Raw genomic sequence first — 19,553 nt, forward strand, 5'->3', positions numbered from 1 at the left:
TTGGCAAATCAGGCGCCGGGCGCGAGGCAGGCGCGGCTCAGCTCGACGAAGGCGCGGGCGCGGTGGGACAGGCCCCGCCCCTTCTGCCAGTCGACGCCGTGCTTCTCCTCGGCGGTCATCTCGCCGAAGGTGCGGTCGTGGCCGTCCGGCCGGAAGATCGGGTCGTAGCCGAAGCCCGCGGAGCCCTTCGCGGCGACGAGGTCGCCGAACACCCGTCCCTCGAACAGCTCGGTGTGTCCGTCCGGCCAGGCCAGCACCAGGGCGGACACGAAGTGCGCCCGGCGGTCGGCCGCGCCGCGCCGGTCGAGTTCGGCGAAGATCCGCGCCATCGCGCCGGCGAAGTCCTTGGTCGGGCCGGCCCAGCGGGCCGAGAAGATGCCCGGCGCCCCGTCGAGGGCGTCGACGCACAGGCCGGAATCGTCGGCGAAGGCCGGCAGTCCGGTGGCCTCGGCCGCAGCTTGCGCCTTGATGGCCGCGTTCTCGGCGAACAGGGTGCCGGTCTCGTCGGGCTCGGGCAGGCCGAGTTCGCCCGCCGACACCGCCTCGATCCCGAACGGCGCGAGCAGCTCGCGCATCTCGGTGAGTTTGCCGGCATTGTGCGTGGCGATCACCACCTTCCCGGTCAGACGGCGGCTCACGCGATGGCCTCCTTCTGCAGGGCGACCAGCCGCTCCGTGCCGGCGCGGGCGAGTCCGAGGAGTTCGAGGAGCTGTTCCTGCGTGAAGGGCTCCATCTCGGCGGTGCCCTGCACCTCGACGATGCCGCCCCGGCCCGTGAGCACGAAGTTGGCGTCGGTCTCGGCCGCCGAATCCTCGGCGTAGTCGAGGTCGAGAACCGGCGTGCCCTTGTACAGGCCGCACGAGACGGCGGCGACGTGGTCGCGCAGCGGATCGACGGAGATGATCGAGCGCGTCCGCATCCAGGCGAAGCAATCGTGCAGCGCCACCCAGGCGCCCGTGATCGCGGCCGTCCGTGTGCCGCCGTCGGCCTGGATCACGTCGCAGTCGATCGTGATCTGGCGCTCGCCCATGGCCGGCAGGTTGGTGACGGCGCGCAGCGACCGGCCGATCAGCCGCTGGATCTCCTGGGTCCGGCCCGACGGTTTCCCGGAACCGACCTCGCGGCGGGTGCGTTCGTGCGTCGCACGCGGGAGCATGGCGTACTCGGCCGTGACCCAGCCCTTGCCGGAACCGCGCAGCCACGGCGGCGCGCGCTCTTCCAGGGACGCGGTGCAGAGCACCCGGGTGTTGCCGAAACTTACGAGGCACGAGCCCTCGGCGTAGCGCGAGACCGCGCGCTCCAGGCTCACGGGCCGCAACTCGTCGGCGGCACGCTTGGAAGGCCGCATCGCGGGCCCCTTCTGTCGAGAGTGTCGAGGGCCGCGCTCTTAGGCCGCCGCGCAACCACGGGCAAGCATCGCCGTGCGGATTGATCCGCGCGGGACGGTTGGACATGATCGGACCACAGGATGACCTCGTGACACACCCCAGTCCCAACTTCCCGAACGGCCAGTCCATGCAGGCGCTCGCCGCCCTCAACGAGCGTGCCCGGGAGATCTTCCGGCAGATCGTCGAGAGCTATCTCACCACCGGCGAGCCGGTCGGGTCCCGGAACCTGGCGCGCATCCTCCCGATGGCGCTGTCGCCGGCCTCGATCCGCAACGTCATGGCGGATCTGGAGCATTCCGGCCTGATCTTCGCCCCGCACACGTCCGCCGGCCGCCTGCCCACGGAATTGGGCCTGCGCTTCTTCGTCGACGCGATGCTCGAGCTCGGCGACGTCAGCCAGGACGAGCAGGCGCGGATCGAGGCGCAGATGCGCGCCGCCGCCTCGGGCCACACGTTCGACTCGGCCCTGGCCGAGGCCTCGACCATGCTGTCCGGGGTCTCCCGGGGCGCCGGGGTCGTCCTGACCACGAAGGCGAACGTCAACCTGAAGCACATCGAGTTCGTGCGCCTCGATCCGGCCCGGGCCCTCGTCATCCTCGTCTCGGACGACGGCTCGGTGGAGAACCGCCTCGTGGACCTGCCGCCGGGCCTGCCGGCCGGCGCGCTCCAGGAGGCGACGAACTTCCTGAACGCGCGCCTGCAGGGCCGCACGCTCGGCACGCTCCGCGCCGAGATCGAGGCCGGTCGCAAGGCGATGAAGCGGGAGCTCGACGCGATCACCGAGCGCCTCGTCGATGCCGGGCTCGCCACGCCGGTCGGCCCGTCGGAGGCGCGCCAGCTGATCGTGCGCGGGCAGGCCAACCTGCTCGACGACCTGCGCGCGGTCGAGGACCTCGAGCGCATCCGCCTGCTGTTCAACGATCTGGAGACCCAGAAGGACGTGATCGATCTCCTGTCCCGCGCCGAGGGCGGCGAGGGCGTGCGGATCTTCATCGGCTCGGAGAACAAGCTGTTCTCGCTGTCGGGCTCCTCGCTGATCGCGGCGCCGTTCCGCGACGGTTCGCAGAAGATCGTCGGCGTCGTCGGCGTGATCGGTCCGACCCGGCTCAACTACGCGCGGATCGTGCCGATGGTCGACTACACGGCGCGCGTGGTGTCGAAGCTCCTGGACGGCGGGCGGTAGAGGGCACCGGGCAGAGGATCCGCCCGGCGCACCGATCTTCCTGTGACCGCCCGCTCAGGCCGGGATCACGTCCACGATCTCGTAGGTGTCGGGATCGATGATCACGATATCGTCCCGCACGAGGATGAAGTCGTAACCTTCGTATTCCGGCACCAGCTCGATGATCGCCGGCGGCAGCCGGTGGAGGGTGATCGAGCGCGGGATCGCCGTGCCCACCGCCAGACCGAAGGCCACGTCCCGGAGCGGCGAGACGCCCAGGCGCGTGATCGAGCTGCGGAACTCGGTCCGCTGACGGGTATCGAGGCGGCCGACAGCGCCGCGGACGGCGCCGCGGTCGCGGGCGCCGGCGCGGCCACCCCGTTCCGCGGCCGGACCGCGATCGCCGCGCGCGGGACCGGCCGCGCGCGCGGTTGCCGCGCTCGGACCGGGCCGGGCTCGCGCCACCCCGCTCGCCCCGGTCCCGCGATCGCCGGCCGGGGATTGCGCGCGGCCGCCCCGGTCCGCCGGTCCGTTGCGCTCGGCGCGCGCCCGCGACGGCCGGCCCTCGTACGCGCGGCGGGCCCGCTCGCGCGCGCGCGGCGCACCCTCGCCCGCCGCGGGCGCGCATCGCCCCGCCCCCGCCGCCGCGCCCCCGCATGCGCCGCCCGCACCGCCCGCACCGCCACCGGCCGCGCGGCGCCGCACCGGCCGCCGCCACGGGACCCGCGCGCGCCGCCGCCGCGGTCCGCGCCGCCCGGGCCGCCCTGCGCGAACGCCGTCGCCGCTCCGGCGACGACGAGGGCCGCCGCGACCGTGTCTCTCAGAATCCGCTTCATGGCTTCTCCTCCTGGGGTGGTCGGAGCGCCATCGACGCCCACGCCGGGCCGCAACGGGGCCTCGGGGCGAACCGTTCCGTCCCGCGGCACTGTGGACGCGCGGCCGGTGACACGCGCCCGCGCTGTCCTCGGCTAAGTCGGATCACGGTCTTGCGATCAGGCGCGTCACCTGTAACGTCGCGCCGCACGAAGAAGAGACCGGTTTCGGCCGGCATCAAGATTGATCCACGGAGACGCCATGTCCGCCTCTCGAGACGATACGATCGGTATCGCACCGAGTGCCCTCGATGATGCTGCGGACCGGAAGCGCCGGATCTGGGCGATCGTCGGATCGTCCTCGGGCAATCTCGTCGAGTGGTACGACTTCTACTGCTACGCGTTCTTCGCGCTCTACTTCGCGCCGGCCTTCTTCCCGAAGGGCGATTCCACCAGCCAGCTCCTGCAGACCGCCGGCATCTTCGCGGTGGGCTTCTTCATGCGCCCGATCGGCGGATGGCTGTTCGGGCGCATCGCCGACCGGGTCGGCCGCCGGACCTCGATGGTCATCTCGGTGCTGATGATGTGCTTCGGCTCGCTGCTGATCGGCATCCTGCCGACCTACGAGCATGTCGGCACGCTGGCGCCCGTGCTGCTGCTCCTCGCCCGCATGCTCCAGGGCCTGTCGGTCGGCGGCGAGTACGGCACTTCGGCCACCTACATGAGCGAGGTGGCGATCAAGGGCCGGCGCGGCTTCTTCGCCTCGTTCCAGTACGTCACGCTGATCGGCGGCCAGCTCCTCGCCTCGCTGGTCCTGGTGCTGCTGCAGACGGTGATGACCGGTCAGGAACTCACCGCGTGGGGCTGGCGCATCCCGTTCTTCATCGGCGCCGCGCTGGCGGTCGTCGCGCTCTATCTGCGGCGCTCGCTGGCCGAGACGAAGGACAGCAGCGACAAGGAGACCGCCGGCACCTTCTCGGCGCTGGCCAAGCACTGGCGGGCGTTCCTGGTCGTGGTCGCCTACACGGCCGGCGGCTCCCTGAGCTTCTACACCTTCACGACGTACATGCAGAAGTACCTCGTCAACACCGCCGGCATGCCGAAGACCTCGGCGTCGCAGACGATGACGGCGGTGCTGTTCGTCTACATGATCATCCAGCCGCTCTTCGGCGCGCTCTCCGACAGGATCGGCCGGAAGGCCAACATGCTGCTCTACAGCGGCCTCGGCACGCTCATGGTGGTGCCGCTGATGACGGCTCTCGGAACCAACAAGGACCCCTACCTCGCCTTCGCGCTGATCTCCCTCGGCCTCGCGGTGGTGTCGTTCTACACGGGCATCAGCGGCATCGTGAAAGCGGAGCTGTTCCCCACCAACGTCCGCGCCCTCGGCGTCGGCCTGTCCTACGCGGTCGCCAACGCCACCTTCGGCGGCACCGCCGAGTTCGTCGCCCTGTGGTTCAAGGACAACGGCATGGAGAGCACGTTCTTCTGGTACGTGACTGTCCTTATGGCGGTCGCCTTCGTGGCCTCTCTGATCATGCCGAACCCCAAGGTCCACGGCTATCTCGACGGCGCCGGCACCGTCGAGGAGGCGCTGGGCAAGAAGCCCCGTCTCGCCCACGCCTGAACGAGGGCCGCCCGGCTGGACCGGGCCGGCCTTTCACGCTGATATGGCTCCCGCCGGGCGCGCCAGACGCTCGCGGGAGGACGCCATGTTCAGGAAGGCCGCCGTCGGGGCGCTGGCCCTGCTCTGTCTCGCGACCGCAGCGCGCTCCGGGGCCGCCGAGCCGGGAACCGCCGACGCGCCGTTCAGGCCGACGCGGCCCGCGGGCTACCTCTTCGTCGGCGGCCGCTACGCCACGGCGGGCGGCAAGACGACGGCGTCCGGGCAGATGTTCGTGGAGTACCGCGCCCCGGAGCGGGTGACGCAGCCCTACCCGATCGTCCTGGTGCACGGCACCGCGCAGACCGGGACCAACTTCCTCGGCACCCCGGACGGGCGCCCGGGCTGGGCCGACCGTTTCGCCGCGAAGGGCTTCGCTGTCTACGTCGTCGACCAGGTCGGCCGCGGCCGCTCGGGCGGCGACCCGGACACCTACGGTCCCTACGCCCGCCTGCCCGCCGAGGATCTGGAGACGGTGTTCACCGGCCAGGAGCGCTTCGCGCTCTACCCGCAGGCGAAGCTTCACACGCAGTGGCCGGGCGGCGCGGGAGTCCGCGGCAACGCCGCCTTCGACCAGTTCTACCTCTCCCAGGTGCCCTACATCGCCAGCGCGCTGAAGAGCGAGGAACTGGTCGATCCGGCGCTGATCGTGCTGCTCGAGACGATCGGCCCCGCGATCCTGCTGACGCACTCGCAGGCGGGTGTCTTCGGCTGGGCGGTCTCCGATCAGCGGCCCGACCTCGTGAAGGCGCACGTGGCCGTCGAGCCCAACGGACCGACCTTCTACGACATCCGCTTCAAGGGCGGTGCGGAGTGGTACGAGCGCGTCGGCGAGTCCCGGGCGCGGCCCTACGGCATCACCCGGGTGCCGCTGCACTTCGAGCCGCCGGTGAGCGGTCCGGCCGACCTGACGGTCGTCCAGGCGGAGAGCGCCGCCGCGCCCGACAAGATCCGCTGCTGGCTCCAGGCCGAGCCCGCGCGCCGGTTGCCGAACCTCGCCCGGGTCCCGGCGGTGATCGTCACCGCCGAGGCCTCGTTCCGGGCCACCATGGACGATTGCACGGCGGCCTTCCTGACCCAGGCCGGGGCGCGACCGGACCGGCTGGCGCTCGCCGAGCACGGCATCCGCGGCAACGGCCACATGATGATGCTGGAATCGAACAGCGACGCGGTGGCGGACGCGATCGTCGGCTGGATCCAGGGCCGGGTCCGGGCTCCGGCCCAGCCTTAACCCGCCGCTTACCGTGTCGCGGCGAGGGTGCCGCCGTCATCCGACGAGGGACTGCATGACCGACATGACCGACACCGTGGGCGTCGCGGGCGACCGCATCCGCTCGATCATCGAGCGCGTGGAACGGCTGGAGGAGGAGATCAAGGACCTGATGGAGGCCAAGAAGGAGGTCTTCGCCGAGGCCAAGGGCGAGGGTCTCGACGTGAAGGTGCTCAAGGAGATCCTGAAGATCCGCAAGCAGGACAAGGACGAGCGCGACGAGCAGGAGACGCTCCTCGACGTCTACCTGCGCGCCATGGACGCGCCGTCGCCGGCCCCGATCGCCGTCGCGGCCTGACACGCTCGACCGGGTGCGGCGCCGGGCGCCGCACCCCTCTCCGCGTATCGCAGCTAGGCCGCGAGGTAGGCGGCGATGTTGCGCCGGATCCGCTCCAGGGGATCCTCCGCCGGGTCCGGCAGGACGAAGCGCGCGCCGGTGATCGTCTCGTAGGCGCGGATGTAGACCGCGGCGGTCTCCAAGACGACCTCGGCCGGAATCTCCGGGATCGGGTCCTTATAGGGGTCGCAGCGGGCGACGACCCAGTTGCGCACGAAGTCCTTGTCGAAGCTCTCCGGGGCCGAACCCGCGGCGAAGCGCTCGGGATAGCTCTGGGCGAACCAGTACCGGCTGCTGTCCGGCGTGTGGATCTCGTCGGCGAGGACGATCCGGCCTTCCGGATCCGTTCCGAACTCGTACTTCGTGTCGGCCAGGATCAGGCCGCGCTCCGCCGCCAGGGCCGTCCCGCGCGCGAACAGCGCCAGGGCCGCCTCGGACACGGTCCGCCACTGCGCGCGCGTCAGCAATCCGCGCTCGAGGATCTCCGCCTCGGTGAGCGGCTCGTCGTGGCCGCCGTCGAACGCCTTGGTGGTCGGCGTGATGATCGCCTCCGGCAGCCGCTGGTTCGGCCGCATCTCGTCGGGGAAGCGGTGGCCGTACATGTCCCGCTCGCCGGCGCGGTAGCGCGTCAGGATCGACGTCGATGTGGTGCCCGCGAGGTAGCCGCGCACCACCACCTCCACGGGTAGGATCTCGAGGCGCCGGCCGACCACCACGTTCGGGTCGGGATAGGCGATGACGTGGTTCGGGCAGAGGTCGGCGGTCTGCTCGAACCAGTAGCGGGCGGTCTGGGTCAGGACCTGGCCCTTGAACGGGATGGCCGCGAGCGCCCGGTCGAAGGCGCTGATCCGGTCCGAGGTGATGAGGATGCGCCGGCCGTCAGGGAGGTCGTAATTGTCCCGAACCTTGCCGCGGTAGTGCCGGGGCAACTCGGGCAGGGTCGCGTCGCGCAGGACCTGATGCGCGTGCGGGGCGAGATCTGCCGTGTTCATCGGGCTTTCCGTCAGGCTGAACGGCGACCGCGCCGTCGGACCTCTGTGCGCGGACGGGCCGGGAAATTCCAGTCCTGGCCCCCGCGAGGGCGCGCGGCGCCCGCCCTCGCCCTGGTCGGGCCCGCCCGGAACCCTACACTTACGCGGGGACCAACGACGATGGATGACCGGACGCACGGCGCCGAACGCGTCTCCCGGACGGCCGAGGCGCGATGTACGAGACACCCCAACCGTCGGGCAGAGACCCGTTCCTGCGCCGGATCGAGACGGTGGCCCTGTTCCGGCTGACCGACGCGGAGCGCGCCGCGCTCGCCACGATCCCCATGCAGGTCGCCCAGTTCGAGCCCAATCAGGACATCATCCGGGAGGGCGACCGCCCGTCCCGGAGCTTCGCGCTGCTCAGCGGGATCGCCTGCACCTACAAGTCGACCCGTGCGGGCAAGCGGCAGGTGATGAGCTACCATGTCCCCGGGGACGTGCCTGATTTCCAGAGCCTGTTCCTGGAGGTGCTCGACATCAACATCGCCACGGTGAGCGCCTGCCGCCTCGGCTTCGTCCAGCACGACGCGGTCCGGGCCATGCTGCGGGCGCACCCGCGGCTCAACGAGGTGTTCTGGCGCGCGACGCTGATCGACGCCGCCATGGTCCGGGAGTGGATGCTCAACACCGGGCGCCGCGAAGCCTATGCCCGGATGGCCCACCTGTTCTGCGAGCTGGTGACGCGGCTCGGCGCGGTCGGGCTGGCGCCCGACCTGACCTGCGACTTGCCGATGACGCAGCCGGAACTCGCGGACGCCCTCGGCATCACGTCGGTCCACGTCAACCGCACGGTTCGCGATCTGCGAGCCGCCGGCCTCATCGCGCTGCGGGGTCGCCGCCTCACCGTCAACGACTGGGCCGGGCTGCAGGAGGCGGCGGAGTTCGACCCGACCTACCTGCACCTGCGCGATGCGGAGACGCGCTGACGGGCACGCGCGCGCTGAGACCGCTCATCGTCTAGAAGGAGGCGTGTTCTCGGTCGCCGGCTCTATCGATCCGAGGATCGGGCGCTCAGCGAGCTGATGGTGCCCAGGGACGGAGTCGAACCGCCGACACTGCGATTTTCAGTCGCATGCTCTACCAACTGAGCTACCTGGGCGTCGTCCGCGCCGGTGTCGGCCTCGGACGTCGCGGGGTATAGTGAGTGCTTGGCGGCCTGTCCAGCCTCGCGTGACGCCGACGTGACCGGAAGGCCGAAAAATTCAGTCCTCCGGATCCGGCGAGGGCGGCGGCGCGTCCGGATCGCGCTCCTCGGGTATCGCGTAGCGCTCGTTGAGCCAGCGCCCGAGATCGACGTCGGCGCAGCGCTGGGAGCAGAACGGCCGGAAATCCGGCACGGACGGCTGTCGGCAGATCGGACAGGGCGGCGGCCGGCGTTCGCGGCTCATGCCAGGGCGCCCCACCCGGCCCGGACGGGATAGCCCTCGCCGTCGAGCAGACTGAGGGTCTCGTAGAGCGGCAGGCCGACCACGCCGCTGTACGAGCCGACCAGCTTCACCACGAAGGCTCCGGCCAGTCCCTGGATCGCGTAGCCGCCGGCTTTGCCGCGCCACTCGCCCGAGGCCACGTAGCCCTGGATGTCGCGGCCCGAGAGGCGCTTGAACCGGACGCGGCTCTCGACGATCCGCTCGCGGCGCCCGCGGGGCGAGAGGACGCAGACCGCCGTGTAGACCCGGTGCTGCCGCCCCGAGAGCAGGCGCAGGCAATCCGCGGCCTCGTCGGGAACCTCGGCCTTCGGCAGGACGCGCCGCCCGACCGCCACCACCGTGTCGGCCGACAGGAGCCAGGTGGGTGTCGCGGTGTCCTCCAGGTGAAGCGCCGCCTCGGCGGTGGCGAGCTTCGTCCGCGCGAGGCGGCGCGCCAGCTCGCGCGGCGGCTCGGCCTTGCGCGGCGTCTCGTCGATCTCGGCCGGCAGGAGCGCCGCCGGCTCGATCCCGATCTGCTGGAGGAGCGCGAGACGGCGCGGCGAAGCGGAGGCGAGCACGAGTCGCGCTGTCGGCTCCGGCGTCGCGCCGATCGCTTCAGGTTTGGCGTCCATGATGTCCCGTTCGCACAATCGACCGGAGCCGCGCGACCGGAGCCGTGCGCGCCCTGCGCGGCGGCACTTCGTCGGCCGGGACAGGCTCGATGCGCCAGCCTGATAAGGGAAGGGGTCCGGCTTGTGAACTCGAGCGGGCCGGGCCGTTGGCGCGGGCGCGCGCCGCCTCGAGCGCGCGATCCCTGACCGCCCGGCACGCGCGCCGGCAGCACCGGTCAGGTTCGGCGGCGCATCGGGGCGTCCAACCCGGCAGCGGATCCAGATTAGAGATCCGCCCGGCGGTGCTCGCAAGAACAGCCCAAGGTCACGACCGCGGCCGTAACCCGGCGTTAACCACGATCGACCGAGGATGGCGGCATCCGAATGGGATCGTCATCGATGCTGAACGCTGATCCGCTCGTGCAGCGCCCGAAGCTCGTCAACGCCGCCCTGCTCGCCCGCGCCCTCGACGGGCTCCGGCCGCAGGTCGCCTCGCCGATCGAGATGTGGCAACGGCTCACAGACCAGTACGTGGTCGATCTCGACGCGGTCGCGGCGCTCCTGCCGGCGGACGAGCCGGAGACGCACTGGCTTCCCGCCCGCGACTGAGCCCGGCCCGATCGCCACGTCCCCGGCCTCCGAGGCCCCGCGCCGCGCTGGCACGTGACGTGCTTCGAAGTCTCCAGCAACCGGAGGAAGCCCCCAGGCAACGACAACGCGGTGGCTCGCACGCCGGAGCACCCCGCGGACCTTTCGATCACTCGAAGCTGAGGTCCGTCATGTCGGAATTGCTCTCTGTTGCCCTCGTCTGTGCCGGCACGCTGCTGGCCCAGGACTGCTCCCGGGACACCGCCCTCGACGTCATCATCGCGCCGGCGCACACGCCGATGGAATGCCTGATGCACGCCCAGACGATGGCCGCCCAGGCCGGGTTGCCGGGGGGCAGCGACCGCTACCTCAAGGTCGCCTGCGAGCATCGCCGGAGCGAGGCCGAGCCGCGTCCCGCGATCCGCCGCGCCTCGTGAGGCCAGGGCTGCGCCGGGCGATTCGGCGCGCACCAGCGTGACCGGCGCGGCGTCTGGTGCATCAAAGTCACGTCGCGACGATTCTTGTTCGCATCCGCCCAACGGACAGTTGCCGCCCCCGGGAACGGGACCCATCCTGCACGGCCACGCTGATGCAACCCCCACTCCGGCATCCGCCAACGTCGCCGCCCCGATAGCCCGCGTGCCGGGCAGGGCTCAAGCGAGTGCCTGCCCGATGCTGTACGACGCGTTCGACCTGCAGACCGACATCGCCGCCCAGACCCGGGCGTGGGGCCGGCTGCTGAACGACATCTGGTCGCCCTGGGTCGGGTGGGGCGAGCCGGCGACCTGGATGTCCGCCGGCGCCCGCATGATGATGCGCGCCGGCCTGACCTTCGCGCGGCCGCCCTACGGCATCGACTCGGTGACCGTCGGGAACCGGAGCGTCCCGGTCTCCGAGGAGGCGGTCGAGGTCACGCCCTTCGCCACGCTGCTCCACTTCAAGAAGGACATCCACACCGAGCAGCCCAAGGTGCTGATGGTGGCGCCGATGTCGGGCCACTTCGCCACGCTGCTCCGCGCCACCGTGCGCACGATGCTGCCGGACCACGACGTCTACATCACCGACTGGCACAACGCCCGCGACGTGCCGCTCGCCGAGGGGACGTTCGGCTTCGACGACTACGTGAGCCACCTCATCCGCTTCCTGCGGACGATGGGCGAAGGCGCCCACATGGTGGCGGTGTGCCAGCCCGCCGTGCAGGCCCTCGTGGCCGCCGCCGCGATGGCGCAGGCGAAGGATCCGGCCGCACCGCGCAGCATGACCCTGATGGCCGGTCCGGTGGATTGCCGGATCAACCCGACGGGCGTGAACGAGCTCGCGACCTCCAAGCCGATCGAGTGGTTCGAGAAGAACCTGATCGCGACGGTGCCGTCGCGCCACAAGGGCGCCGGCCGCAAGGTCTATCCGGGATTCGTCCAGGTCTCGGCCTTCATGGCGATGAACGCCAAGCGCCACATCCAGGGCCACGCCGACCTGTTCTGGCACATGGCCAACGGCGAGCACGACAAGGCCGAGGCGATCGAGACCTTCTACGACGAGTACTTCGCCGTGCTCGACCTCGCGGCCGATTTCTACCTAGAGACGGTCAAGACCGTGTTCCAGGACCACGCCCTGGCCCGGAACGCGGTGTCGTACCGGGGCGAGCCGATCGACCTGCGCGCGATCCGCCGCACGGCGCTGATGACGGTCGAGGGCGAGCGGGACGACATCTGCGCGGTCGGGCAGACCATGGCGGCCCACGACCTGTGCTCGGACCTCGCCCCGTACATGCGCACCCACCACCTCCAGGCCGGCGTCGGCCATTACGGCGTCTTCGCCGGTCGGCGCTGGGAGACGCAGATCTACCCGCAGGTGCGCAACTTCATCCAGGCGCACAACTGACCGGGCCGGTCGGGCGCGTCGCGCCGATTTGACCCGCCGACCTGCGCGGCCCACCATGCTAGGCACGTGTGACGGGGCCCGCCGAGCGCGGCTCTGTGGGCCACTCCTTCGGCGTGAGGCGGAACGGTCGGCGTGATCGGCAGGAACGGCACCGAGAGCAAGACCAGCGCGGGCGGAGCGGACGCGGCGTCCACGCGGCTCGACCGGCTCGTGGCGCAGGCGCGGGCGGCCGCCCTGTGGGAGCAGGCGTGGCCGGTGCTCTGGCGCGGGATCGGCGTCGGTCTGCTCTTCCTGGTCGTCTCCTGGGCGGGCGTGTGGCTCGACCTCACGCCGCTCTGGCGCCAGATCGGCCTCGGCGCCCTCGGCGCCCTCCTCGTGGCCGCGCTCCTGCCGCTGATCCACGTCGGACGGCCGGACCGGCGCCTGGCCCTGGCGCGGCTCGACCGCGAGGCCGCGTCCCGCGACCCGAAGCTGCGCCACGGGCCGGCCTCGGCGGCCGAGGACAGCCTCGCCGTCGGTGCCGCCGATCCGGGGAGCCGGCTGCTGTGGGATCTCCACCAGCGCCGGGCCGCGCAGGCGATCTCGGCCCTGCGGGTCGGCCTGCCGCGGCCGGGCATGACCCGGCACGATCCCTTCGCGCTGCGCGCCGGCCTCGTGGTCGCGGCGGTCGCGAGCCTGTTCGTGGCCGGTCCCGAGTGGCGCCAGAGGATCGGTGCCGCCTTCGACTGGCAGGAGCCGGCGGCGCCGGGTCCCAACTTCCGGGTGGACGGCTGGATCGACCCGCCGCTCTACACGCGGCTCCCGCCGCTGCTGATCGCGATGGACGGGAGCGACCAGCACCTGCGCGCGCCCGTCAATGCCCAGCTGATCGTGCGGATCGCCGGCCAGGGCAAGGCCGCGTCCGAGACGACCCTCACGCCCAATGCCGGCCTGGTCCCGGTCCCGGGCCAGGAGGCGCGCCCCGATCTGCGCGAGGAGCGCTACCGCATCGTCGGGGGCGCCGCGCTGACGATCGTGACCCCGGCGGGCAAGCAGCGCCTGACCGTCGACGCGATCCCCGACCGGCCGCCGGAGGTGACCGCCGTCGGCGGTCCCGAGGTGAACGGGCGCGGCACCTTCAACCTCACCTACCGGGCGAAGGACGATTACGGGATCAGCTCGGCCGAGGCGGTGATCGAGCCGCTGAAATCCGCCCGCGCCCTGGTCCCGGTCCCGCAGATCAACCTCGCGCTGCCCGGCGACGCGAGCGGCGACACCGATACCAAGACCCTCGTGGACCTCACGGACAGTCCGTGGTCCGGCGCGAAGGTCCGCTACCGCATCGTCGTCAAGGACGAGGCCGGCCAGGAGGGGCGCACGCCGGACACCGAGATCGTCCTGCCGGCGCGGCCGTTCCGCGAGCCGCTGGCGCGGGCGCTCGCCGAGCAGCGGCGCCGCCTCGTCACCGCGCCCGACACGGATCGCCGCTGGGTCCAGGGGGCGCTGGACGCCCTGCTGGTCGCGCCCGACACCTTCACGCCGCAGCCCGCGATCTTCCTCGGCCTGCGCACGGCGACCGAGCGGCTGCGCCGCGCGCGCACGGATTCCGACCTCGTCGCGGTGGCCGACCTCCTGTGGGAGATGGCCCTCAAGATCGAGGACGGCGACCTCTCGGACGCCGAGAAGCAGCTCCGTCAGGCCCAGGACCGGCTGAAGGAGGCGATCGAGCGCAACGCGCCCGACGACGAGATCAAGCGGTTGACGCAGGACCTGAAGCAGGCGCTCGACAAGTTCCTGTCCGAGATGGCGCAGAAGCAGGGCCGCGAGCCCCGCGAGCAGAGCGAGCGCGGCCAGAACAACGGACAGACCAAGACCGTCACGCCGGAGGATCTCGACAAGATGATCCAGGACATGGCGGAGGCGATGAAGCGCGGCGACACCGCCGAGGCGCAGCGCCTGATGGAGCAGCTGCGCAACATCCTGGAGAATCTCCAGACCGCCGAGCGCGGTGGCCGCTCCGATCAGGCGTCCCGCGAGATGCAGAAGCAGATGCGCGACCTCGACGCGATGTCGCGGGAGCAGCAGGGCCTGCGCGACGAGACCTTCAAGGACGGCGAGGAGCAGCGCGGCGGCCAGCGCCCGCAGAATCGCGGCCAGCCGCAGCAGGGCCAGCGCGGCCAGCAGGGCCAGGGGCAGCAGGGCCAGCGCCAGCAGGGTCAGAAGGGGCAGCAAGGGCAGGGCCAGCAGGGCCAGGGGCAGCAAGGCCAAGGGCAGCAGGGCGAGGGCCAGCAGGGCGGCGTCGGCGAGCGCCAGCAGGCGCTCCGGCAGCGGCTCGAGGACCTCCAGAAGCGCATGAAGGAGAACGGCATGCGCGGCGAGCAGGGTCTCTCCGACGCCGAGGAGGCCATGCGCGAGGCCGAGAACGCCCTGAAGGACGGCGATTCGGACGGGGCGGTCGACGCGCAGGGGCGCGCCCTCGACGGCCTCAAACGCGGCGCCGACGGCATGGCCCAGCAGATGCAGGAGATGGCTGAGGGCCAGGGCGAGGGTCAGCAGGAGGGCGGCCAGCAGCCGGGCCAGCAGGGTCAGGCCGGGGCGCGCGACGACGATCCCCTCGGGCGGCCGACCCGCGGCCGCGACATGAGCGACGGGCGGGTCCGCGTCCCCACGGCCGACGAATCGGCGGTCCAGCGCGCCCGGCGCATCATGGAGGAGCTGCGGCGCAAGCTGGGCGACCCGAGCCGTCCCCGCGAGGAGCTGGACTATTTCGAGCGCCTGCTCCGCCGCAACTGAGCGCCCGCCACAACACGACGCGCGGAGCCGGATCGCGGCTCCCGCCCCACCCGGATCTTCGACCGCATGTCGTCCAACACCCTCGTCCTGATCGCCTGCCTGGCCGTCGCGGCCGTCCTCGTCCTGGGCCTCGCCAACATGATGCGCGGCGGCAGCGTCAACCTCTCGCAGAAGCTGATGCGCCTGCGCGTGCTCCTGCAGTTCGTGGCGATCGTGATCATCATGGGCGTGGTCTGGTGGCGGTCCGCCTGAGGGCGGCCGGGGGGGGTGTGACCGCGCCGCCGCACCCAACACCTTTCGATTGGGTAAAGGATGAATTGCCCGCCGCGCTCGGCGGGCCTCTGCTACGCTCGGTAGAAGCAAATCGCTGCGCCTGAACGGCCGAGCCCGCATGACTGCCCCTTCCCGCCTCTGTGTGTTCGGCTTTCTGACCGCGGCGGCGATCCTGCCGGCGGCGGCCGCGGACCTCGCGTCGCCGCCCCCGCCCGCTGCCTACGCGGCGCCCGTTCAGCCGCTCAGCATCGTGTCGGAGATCCGCATCGGCGGCGCGGTGCAGGATCCCGGCAGCGCCGAGGGCAAGCTCCCCGGTTTCAGCAAGGCGAACGTCAACGGCGAGATCCTGTTCGCCAAGCCGCGCATCAGCGACGACCCGTTCTGGCAGGCCTTCGTGCCGCGCCCGACGGTCGGCGGCAGCTACAACACCGGCGGCCGGACCAGCTACGCCTATCTCGGCGCGACCTGGACCCTCGAGATCTTCCCCGAGACCTTCAACCGCCGCGTGTTCCTCGACGGGTTCTTCGGCGGCGTGGCGCATAACGGCTGGACCGGCCCGAAGGCCGAGACGCCCTACGGCTTCAACACCCTCGGCTGCTCGCCGATGTTCCGCGAGGCGGCCGCCCTGGGCTTCCGCCTGACGGAGCACTGGAGCATCATGGCGACGGTCGAGCACATGTCGAATGCCGGGCTCTGCGCCAACAACCGCGGCCTGACCAATTACGGCGGCAAGATCGGCTACACGTTCTGAGGCATTCCCCCCCTTGGTCAAGCTCAACCGCATCTACACGAGGACCGGCGACAAGGGGACGACCGCGCTGGCGGACGGGCAGCGGCGCTCGAAGGCGGACCTGCGGGTCGAGACCTACGGCACCGTCGACGAGACCAACGCCTGTATCGGCATGGCGCGGCTGCACACCCAGGGCCCCCTCGACGGGATGCTCGGGGCGATCCAGAACGACCTGTTCGACCTCGGCGCCGACCTCGCGACGCCGCCGACCCCGGAGCCCCTCCCCTACGAGCCGCTGCGCATCGTGGCGAGCCAGGTCGACCGGCTGGAGCGCGACATCGACGCCCTCAACGCAGCGATCCCGCCGCTGAAATCCTTCGTGCTGCCTGGCGGCTCGCCCGCGGCGGCGGCCCTGCACCTGGCCCGGACCGTCTGCCGGCGCGCCGAGCGGCTGGCGGTCAGCCTCGCGGCGCGGGAGGGCGAGACGGTCTCGCCGGAGGCGCTGCGCTACCTCAACCGCCTGTCGGACTTCCTGTTCGTGGCGAGCCGGGCGGCGAACGCCGATGGCGCCGACGACGTGCTCTGGGTGCCCGGCGCCAATCGCTGAGCCGGCATCGCGGGTTTTCGCGGGGCCGCCACGGCGCCGCGTTGACAAGGCGGAAATGTGGCCGTTACGGTCCGGCGCCTTGCGTGCCCCGGCCACGCTGCGCCTCCGAGCGCCCGTGGGAGTGGCCTGCACGACGACAAGAATCCTCCGGGGAAGGATCGTGACCGCCATGAAGGTGCTGGTGCCCGTCAAGCGGGTGGTGGACTACAACGTCAAGATTCGCGTGAAGGCCGACGGCTCCGGCGTCGAGCTCGCCAACGTCAAGATGTCCATGAACCCCTTCGACGAGATCGCCGTCGAGGAGGCGATCCGCCTGAAGGAGAAGGGCAAGGTCACCGAGATCGTGGCCGTGTCGATCGGCCCGCAGCAGGCGCAGGAGACGCTGCGCACCGCGCTCGCCATGGGTGCCGACCGCGCGATCCTGGTCAAGACCGACGTGAACTGCGAGCCGCTCGCCGTCGCGAAGCTCCTGAAGGCCGTCGTCGAGAAGGAGAGCCCGGAGCTCGTCATCCTCGGCAAGCAGGCGATCGACGACGACTCGAACCAGACCGGCCAGATGCTCGGCGCCCTGCTCGGCTGGCCGCAGGGCACCTTCGCGTACAAGATCGAGCCCGGCGAGGGCAGCCTCGACGTCACCCGCGAGGTGGACGGCGGCCTCCAGACCGTGAGCCTCAGGCTGCCGGCGATCGTGACGACGGACCTGCGCCTCAACGAGCCGCGCTACGCGTCGCTGCCCAACATCATGAAGGCCAAGAAGAAGCCCCTGGAGGAGCTGGCACCCGACGCGCTGGGCGTCGACGTGACCCCGCGGCTCACCGTGCTGAAGACTGCCGAGCCGCCGGGCCGCTCGGCCGGCGTGAAGGTCGCTTCCGCGGCCGAGCTCGTTCAGAAGCTCAAGGTCGAAGCCGGCGTCATCTGATCCGCAGGCGGGGCTCCCGGTCGACGGTCGAGCCCCGCACCACCACCCTCGAGGGCACCCCCAGACCATGACGACACTCCTCTTCGTCGAGCACGGCAACGGCCAGATCAAGGACAGCACGCTGAAGGCGCTCGCCGCCGCCAAGGAGATCGGCGGCCCGATCCACGCCCTGGTGCTGGGCACGGGCTCGAAGGCCGTGGCCGAGGCCGCCGGGAAGCTCGACGGCGTCGAGAAGGTCCTGAACGCCGAGGACGGCGTCTACGACCACGACCTCGCCGAGCCCGTCGCGGCCCTGATCGCCGCCATCGCTGAACCCTACGACACGATCATCGCCTCGGCCTCGACCACGGGCAAGAACGTGCTGCCGCGCGTGGCCGCCCTGCTCGACGTCGCGCAGGTCTCCGACATCATCAAGGTCGTCGCGCCCGACACGTTCGAGCGTCCGATCTACGCCGGCAACGCGATCCAGACCGTGCAGGCGCCCGCCGGCAAGAAGGTGATCACGGTGCGCACGGCGGCGTTCAAGGCCGCGGAAGAGGGTGGCGCCGCGGCGCCGGTGGAGGCCGTGTCGGCGGCCGCGCCCGAAGCGGGCGGCTCGAGCTTCAAGGGCGAGGAGATCGCCAAGTCCGACCGGCCGGAGCTGGCCTCGGCGCGGATCATCGTGTCGGGCGGCCGCTCGCTGGGCTCGTCGGACAAGTTCCACGAGCTGATCGAGCCGCTGGCCGACACGCTCGGCGCCGCCGTCGGCGCCTCGCGCGCCGCCGTCGACGCCGGATACGCGCCGAACGACTGGCAGGTGGGGCAGACCGGCAAGGTTGTGGCGCCGGACCTCTACGTCGCGGTGGGCATCTCGGGCGCGATCCAGCACCTCGCCGGCATGAAGGACTCGAAGGTCATCGTCGCCATCAACAAGGACGAGGACGCGCCGATCTTCCAGGTGGCCGATTACGGGCTCGTCGGCGACCTCTTCCAGGTCGTGCCTGAGCTGCAATCCGAGATCGGGAAAGCCAAGGGCCAGTAACGGAACCGGTTCCGGCAATCCGCGAGCATTGTCGCAGAACGCGGCATCACGGGTTCCTTCCGGATCGAGGATTGGTCTAGAAGGCTGCAACGGCGAGACTTCGCGCGGTGCCGTCGCGTTCGTGCCGCCCCGTGGGCGGCGCGGCCGTGTCGCGGCATTCGCATTGGGGGCACAGGTCGGCACATGCATATGGAGATCAAGCGGGTCGGCATCGTCGGCGCGGGCCAGATGGGCAGCGGCATCGCGCAGGTCTGCGCCACCGCCGGCCTCGATGTCCTGCTGAACGATCGCGACCCCGCCCGGCTCGAGAACGGCCTGACGGTGATCGAGGGCAGCCTCGCGCGCCTCGTCTCGAAGGGTACGCTGACGGAAGGCGACAGCGGCGAGGCCCGCGCGCGCATCGTCCCCGCCCGCGATTTCGCCGCCCTGGAACCGTGCGATCTGGTGATCGAGGCGGCGACCGAGAACGAGGCGACCAAGCGGGAGATCTTCAGCACGCTCTGCGGATCGCTGCGGCCGGAGACCCTGGTGGCGACGAACACGTCGTCGATCTCCATTACCCGTCTGGCGGCCGCGACTGACCGGCCGGAGAAGTTCATCGGCATCCACTTCATGAACCCGGTGCCGGTGATGCAGCTCGTCGAGCTGATCCGCGGCATCGCCACCGAGGACACGACCTACGAGTCGGCCAAGGCGTTCATCGCGAAGCTCGGCAAGACGTCGACGATGTCGGAGGATTTCCCGGCCTTCATCGTCAACCGGATCCTGCTGCCGATGATCAACGAGGCGATCTACACCCTCTACGAGGGCGTCGGATCGGTCGAGTCGATCGACACCGCGATGAAGCTCGGCGCCAACCACCCGATGGGCCCGCTGCAGCTGGCCGATTTCATCGGCCTCGACACCTGCCTGTCGGTCATGCAGGTGCTGTACGAAGGTCTGGCCGATTCGAAGTACCGGCCCTGCCCGCTTCTCGTGAAGTATGTCGAGGCCGGCTGGCTCGGCCGGAAGGCCAAGCGCGGCTTCTACGATTATCGCGGCCCGACGCCGATCCCGACGCGTTGAGCGCGCCAAACGCGGGA

General features: G+C 71.2%; 21 protein-coding genes and 1 tRNA gene. 15 read left to right on the forward strand and 7 right to left on the reverse strand.

All coding sequences use genetic code 11. From position 1 onward, the window contains the following. Nucleotides 1-8: 8 nt before the first annotated feature. Nucleotides 9-638 carry an RdgB/HAM1 family non-canonical purine NTP pyrophosphatase gene (gene rdgB, locus BKE41_RS15645; protein WP_012319893.1) on the reverse strand — a complete coding sequence of 210 codons (630 nt, stop codon included), beginning with the start codon at nt 636-638 and terminating at the stop codon, nt 9-11. Continuing rightward, nucleotides 635-1,348 carry a ribonuclease PH gene (rph, locus tag BKE41_RS15650; RefSeq protein ID WP_012319894.1) on the reverse strand — a complete coding sequence of 238 codons (714 nt, stop codon included), beginning with the start codon at nt 1,346-1,348 and terminating at the stop codon, nt 635-637. The genes rdgB and rph overlap by 4 nt, the downstream gene beginning before the upstream one ends. 167 nt (nt 1,349-1,515) lie before the next feature. On the opposite strand from rph, the gene hrcA reads away from it, so the two are divergent. Further along, complete coding sequence (gene hrcA / locus BKE41_RS15655; protein ID WP_085985315.1) at nt 1,516-2,571, forward strand: heat-inducible transcriptional repressor HrcA; 1,056 nt, start codon at nt 1,516-1,518, stop codon at nt 2,569-2,571. Between the two features lie 54 nt (nt 2,572-2,625). Here hrcA and BKE41_RS32160 read toward each other — a convergent pair whose 3' ends face one another. Beyond that, nucleotides 2,626-2,805 (reverse strand): DUF1236 domain-containing protein, encoded by a 180-nt coding sequence (locus tag BKE41_RS32160; protein ID WP_245295787.1) that lies wholly within the window; start codon nt 2,803-2,805, stop codon nt 2,626-2,628. Nucleotides 2,806-3,624: 819 nt separating this feature from the next. On the opposite strand from BKE41_RS32160, the gene BKE41_RS15665 reads away from it, so the two are divergent. The 3 genes from BKE41_RS15665 to BKE41_RS15675 all read left to right on the forward strand — a co-directional run bounded on the left by BKE41_RS15665 (nt 3,625) and on the right by BKE41_RS15675 (nt 6,593). Then, entirely contained in the window at nt 3,625-4,989 is a 1,365-nt protein-coding gene (locus tag BKE41_RS15665) for an MFS family transporter (RefSeq protein WP_012319897.1), read from the forward strand. A gap of 85 nt (nt 4,990-5,074) precedes the next feature. Beyond that, entirely contained in the window at nt 5,075-6,256 is a 1,182-nt protein-coding gene (locus tag BKE41_RS15670; protein WP_059409999.1) for an alpha/beta hydrolase, read from the forward strand. Between the two features lie 55 nt (nt 6,257-6,311). Continuing rightward, a complete protein-coding gene (locus tag BKE41_RS15675) occupies nt 6,312-6,593 on the forward strand; it encodes a DUF2312 domain-containing protein (protein WP_012319899.1) in 282 nt (93 codons plus the stop codon). A gap of 53 nt (nt 6,594-6,646) precedes the next feature. Here the strand turns inward: BKE41_RS15675 and BKE41_RS15680 are convergent, their stop codons facing one another. Further along, complete coding sequence (locus BKE41_RS15680; RefSeq protein ID WP_012319900.1) at nt 6,647-7,624, reverse strand: phosphoribosylaminoimidazolesuccinocarboxamide synthase; 978 nt, start codon at nt 7,622-7,624, stop codon at nt 6,647-6,649. A 212-nt stretch (nt 7,625-7,836) separates the two neighbouring features. On the opposite strand from BKE41_RS15680, the gene BKE41_RS15685 reads away from it, so the two are divergent. Beyond that, nucleotides 7,837-8,589, forward strand: coding sequence for a Crp/Fnr family transcriptional regulator (locus BKE41_RS15685; protein ID WP_012319901.1), 753 nt, complete (start codon nt 7,837-7,839; stop codon nt 8,587-8,589). 97 nt (nt 8,590-8,686) lie between these two features. Here the strand turns inward: BKE41_RS15685 and BKE41_RS15690 are convergent. The 3 genes from BKE41_RS15690 to BKE41_RS15700 form a co-directional block, all read right to left on the reverse strand. After that, nucleotides 8,687-8,762: transfer RNA gene (locus BKE41_RS15690), tRNA-Phe, on the reverse strand. Between the two features lie 103 nt (nt 8,763-8,865). Further along, nucleotides 8,866-9,051: a DNA gyrase inhibitor YacG gene (gene yacG / locus BKE41_RS15695; protein WP_012319902.1), complete on the reverse strand. Its 186-nt coding sequence runs from the start codon at nt 9,049-9,051 to the stop codon at nt 8,866-8,868. Further along, a complete protein-coding gene (locus tag BKE41_RS15700; RefSeq protein ID WP_012319903.1) occupies nt 9,048-9,701 on the reverse strand; it encodes a Maf-like protein in 654 nt (217 codons plus the stop codon). Before BKE41_RS15700 ends, yacG begins: the two co-directional genes overlap by 4 nt. A 378-nt stretch (nt 9,702-10,079) precedes the next feature. Between BKE41_RS15700 and BKE41_RS15705 the strand changes: the two genes are divergently transcribed. From BKE41_RS15705 to BKE41_RS15750, 10 genes are all read left to right on the forward strand, one after another. Next, nucleotides 10,080-10,289, forward strand: a complete 210-nt coding sequence (locus tag BKE41_RS15705) for a hypothetical protein (RefSeq protein ID WP_024829618.1) — start codon at nt 10,080-10,082, stop codon at nt 10,287-10,289. A gap of 170 nt (nt 10,290-10,459) precedes the next feature. Beyond that, complete coding sequence (locus BKE41_RS15710) at nt 10,460-10,705, forward strand: hypothetical protein (RefSeq protein WP_012319905.1); 246 nt, start codon at nt 10,460-10,462, stop codon at nt 10,703-10,705. 235 nt (nt 10,706-10,940) lie between these two features. Then, a complete protein-coding gene (phaZ, locus tag BKE41_RS15715) occupies nt 10,941-12,149 on the forward strand; it encodes a polyhydroxyalkanoate depolymerase (RefSeq protein ID WP_012319906.1) in 1,209 nt (402 codons plus the stop codon). Nucleotides 12,150-12,281: 132 nt separating this feature from the next. Then, complete coding sequence (locus BKE41_RS15720) at nt 12,282-14,921, forward strand: TIGR02302 family protein (RefSeq protein WP_012319907.1); 2,640 nt, start codon at nt 12,282-12,284, stop codon at nt 14,919-14,921. Between the two features lie 66 nt (nt 14,922-14,987). Next, nucleotides 14,988-15,173: a twin transmembrane helix small protein gene (locus BKE41_RS15725; protein ID WP_012319908.1), complete on the forward strand. Its 186-nt coding sequence runs from the start codon at nt 14,988-14,990 to the stop codon at nt 15,171-15,173. Nucleotides 15,174-15,312: 139 nt separating this feature from the next. Further along, nucleotides 15,313-15,945 (forward strand): acyloxyacyl hydrolase, encoded by a 633-nt coding sequence (locus tag BKE41_RS15730; protein ID WP_012319909.1) that lies wholly within the window; start codon nt 15,313-15,315, stop codon nt 15,943-15,945. A gap of 13 nt (nt 15,946-15,958) precedes the next feature. Continuing rightward, entirely contained in the window at nt 15,959-16,531 is a 573-nt protein-coding gene (locus tag BKE41_RS15735; protein WP_012319910.1) for a cob(I)yrinic acid a,c-diamide adenosyltransferase, read from the forward strand. A gap of 169 nt (nt 16,532-16,700) precedes the next feature. After that, complete coding sequence (locus BKE41_RS15740) at nt 16,701-17,450, forward strand: electron transfer flavoprotein subunit beta/FixA family protein (RefSeq protein ID WP_012319911.1); 750 nt, start codon at nt 16,701-16,703, stop codon at nt 17,448-17,450. A gap of 67 nt (nt 17,451-17,517) precedes the next feature. After that, nucleotides 17,518-18,471, forward strand: a complete 954-nt coding sequence (locus tag BKE41_RS15745) for an FAD-binding protein (RefSeq protein ID WP_012319912.1) — start codon at nt 17,518-17,520, stop codon at nt 18,469-18,471. 183 nt (nt 18,472-18,654) lie between these two features. Then, nucleotides 18,655-19,536 (forward strand): 3-hydroxybutyryl-CoA dehydrogenase, encoded by an 882-nt coding sequence (locus BKE41_RS15750; protein ID WP_012319913.1) that lies wholly within the window; start codon nt 18,655-18,657, stop codon nt 19,534-19,536. Nucleotides 19,537-19,553: the final 17 nt, after the last annotated feature.

It is taken from the genome of Methylobacterium sp. C1 (assembly GCF_001854385.1).
Taxonomy (GTDB): Bacteria; Pseudomonadota; Alphaproteobacteria; order Rhizobiales; family Beijerinckiaceae; genus Methylobacterium; species Methylobacterium radiotolerans.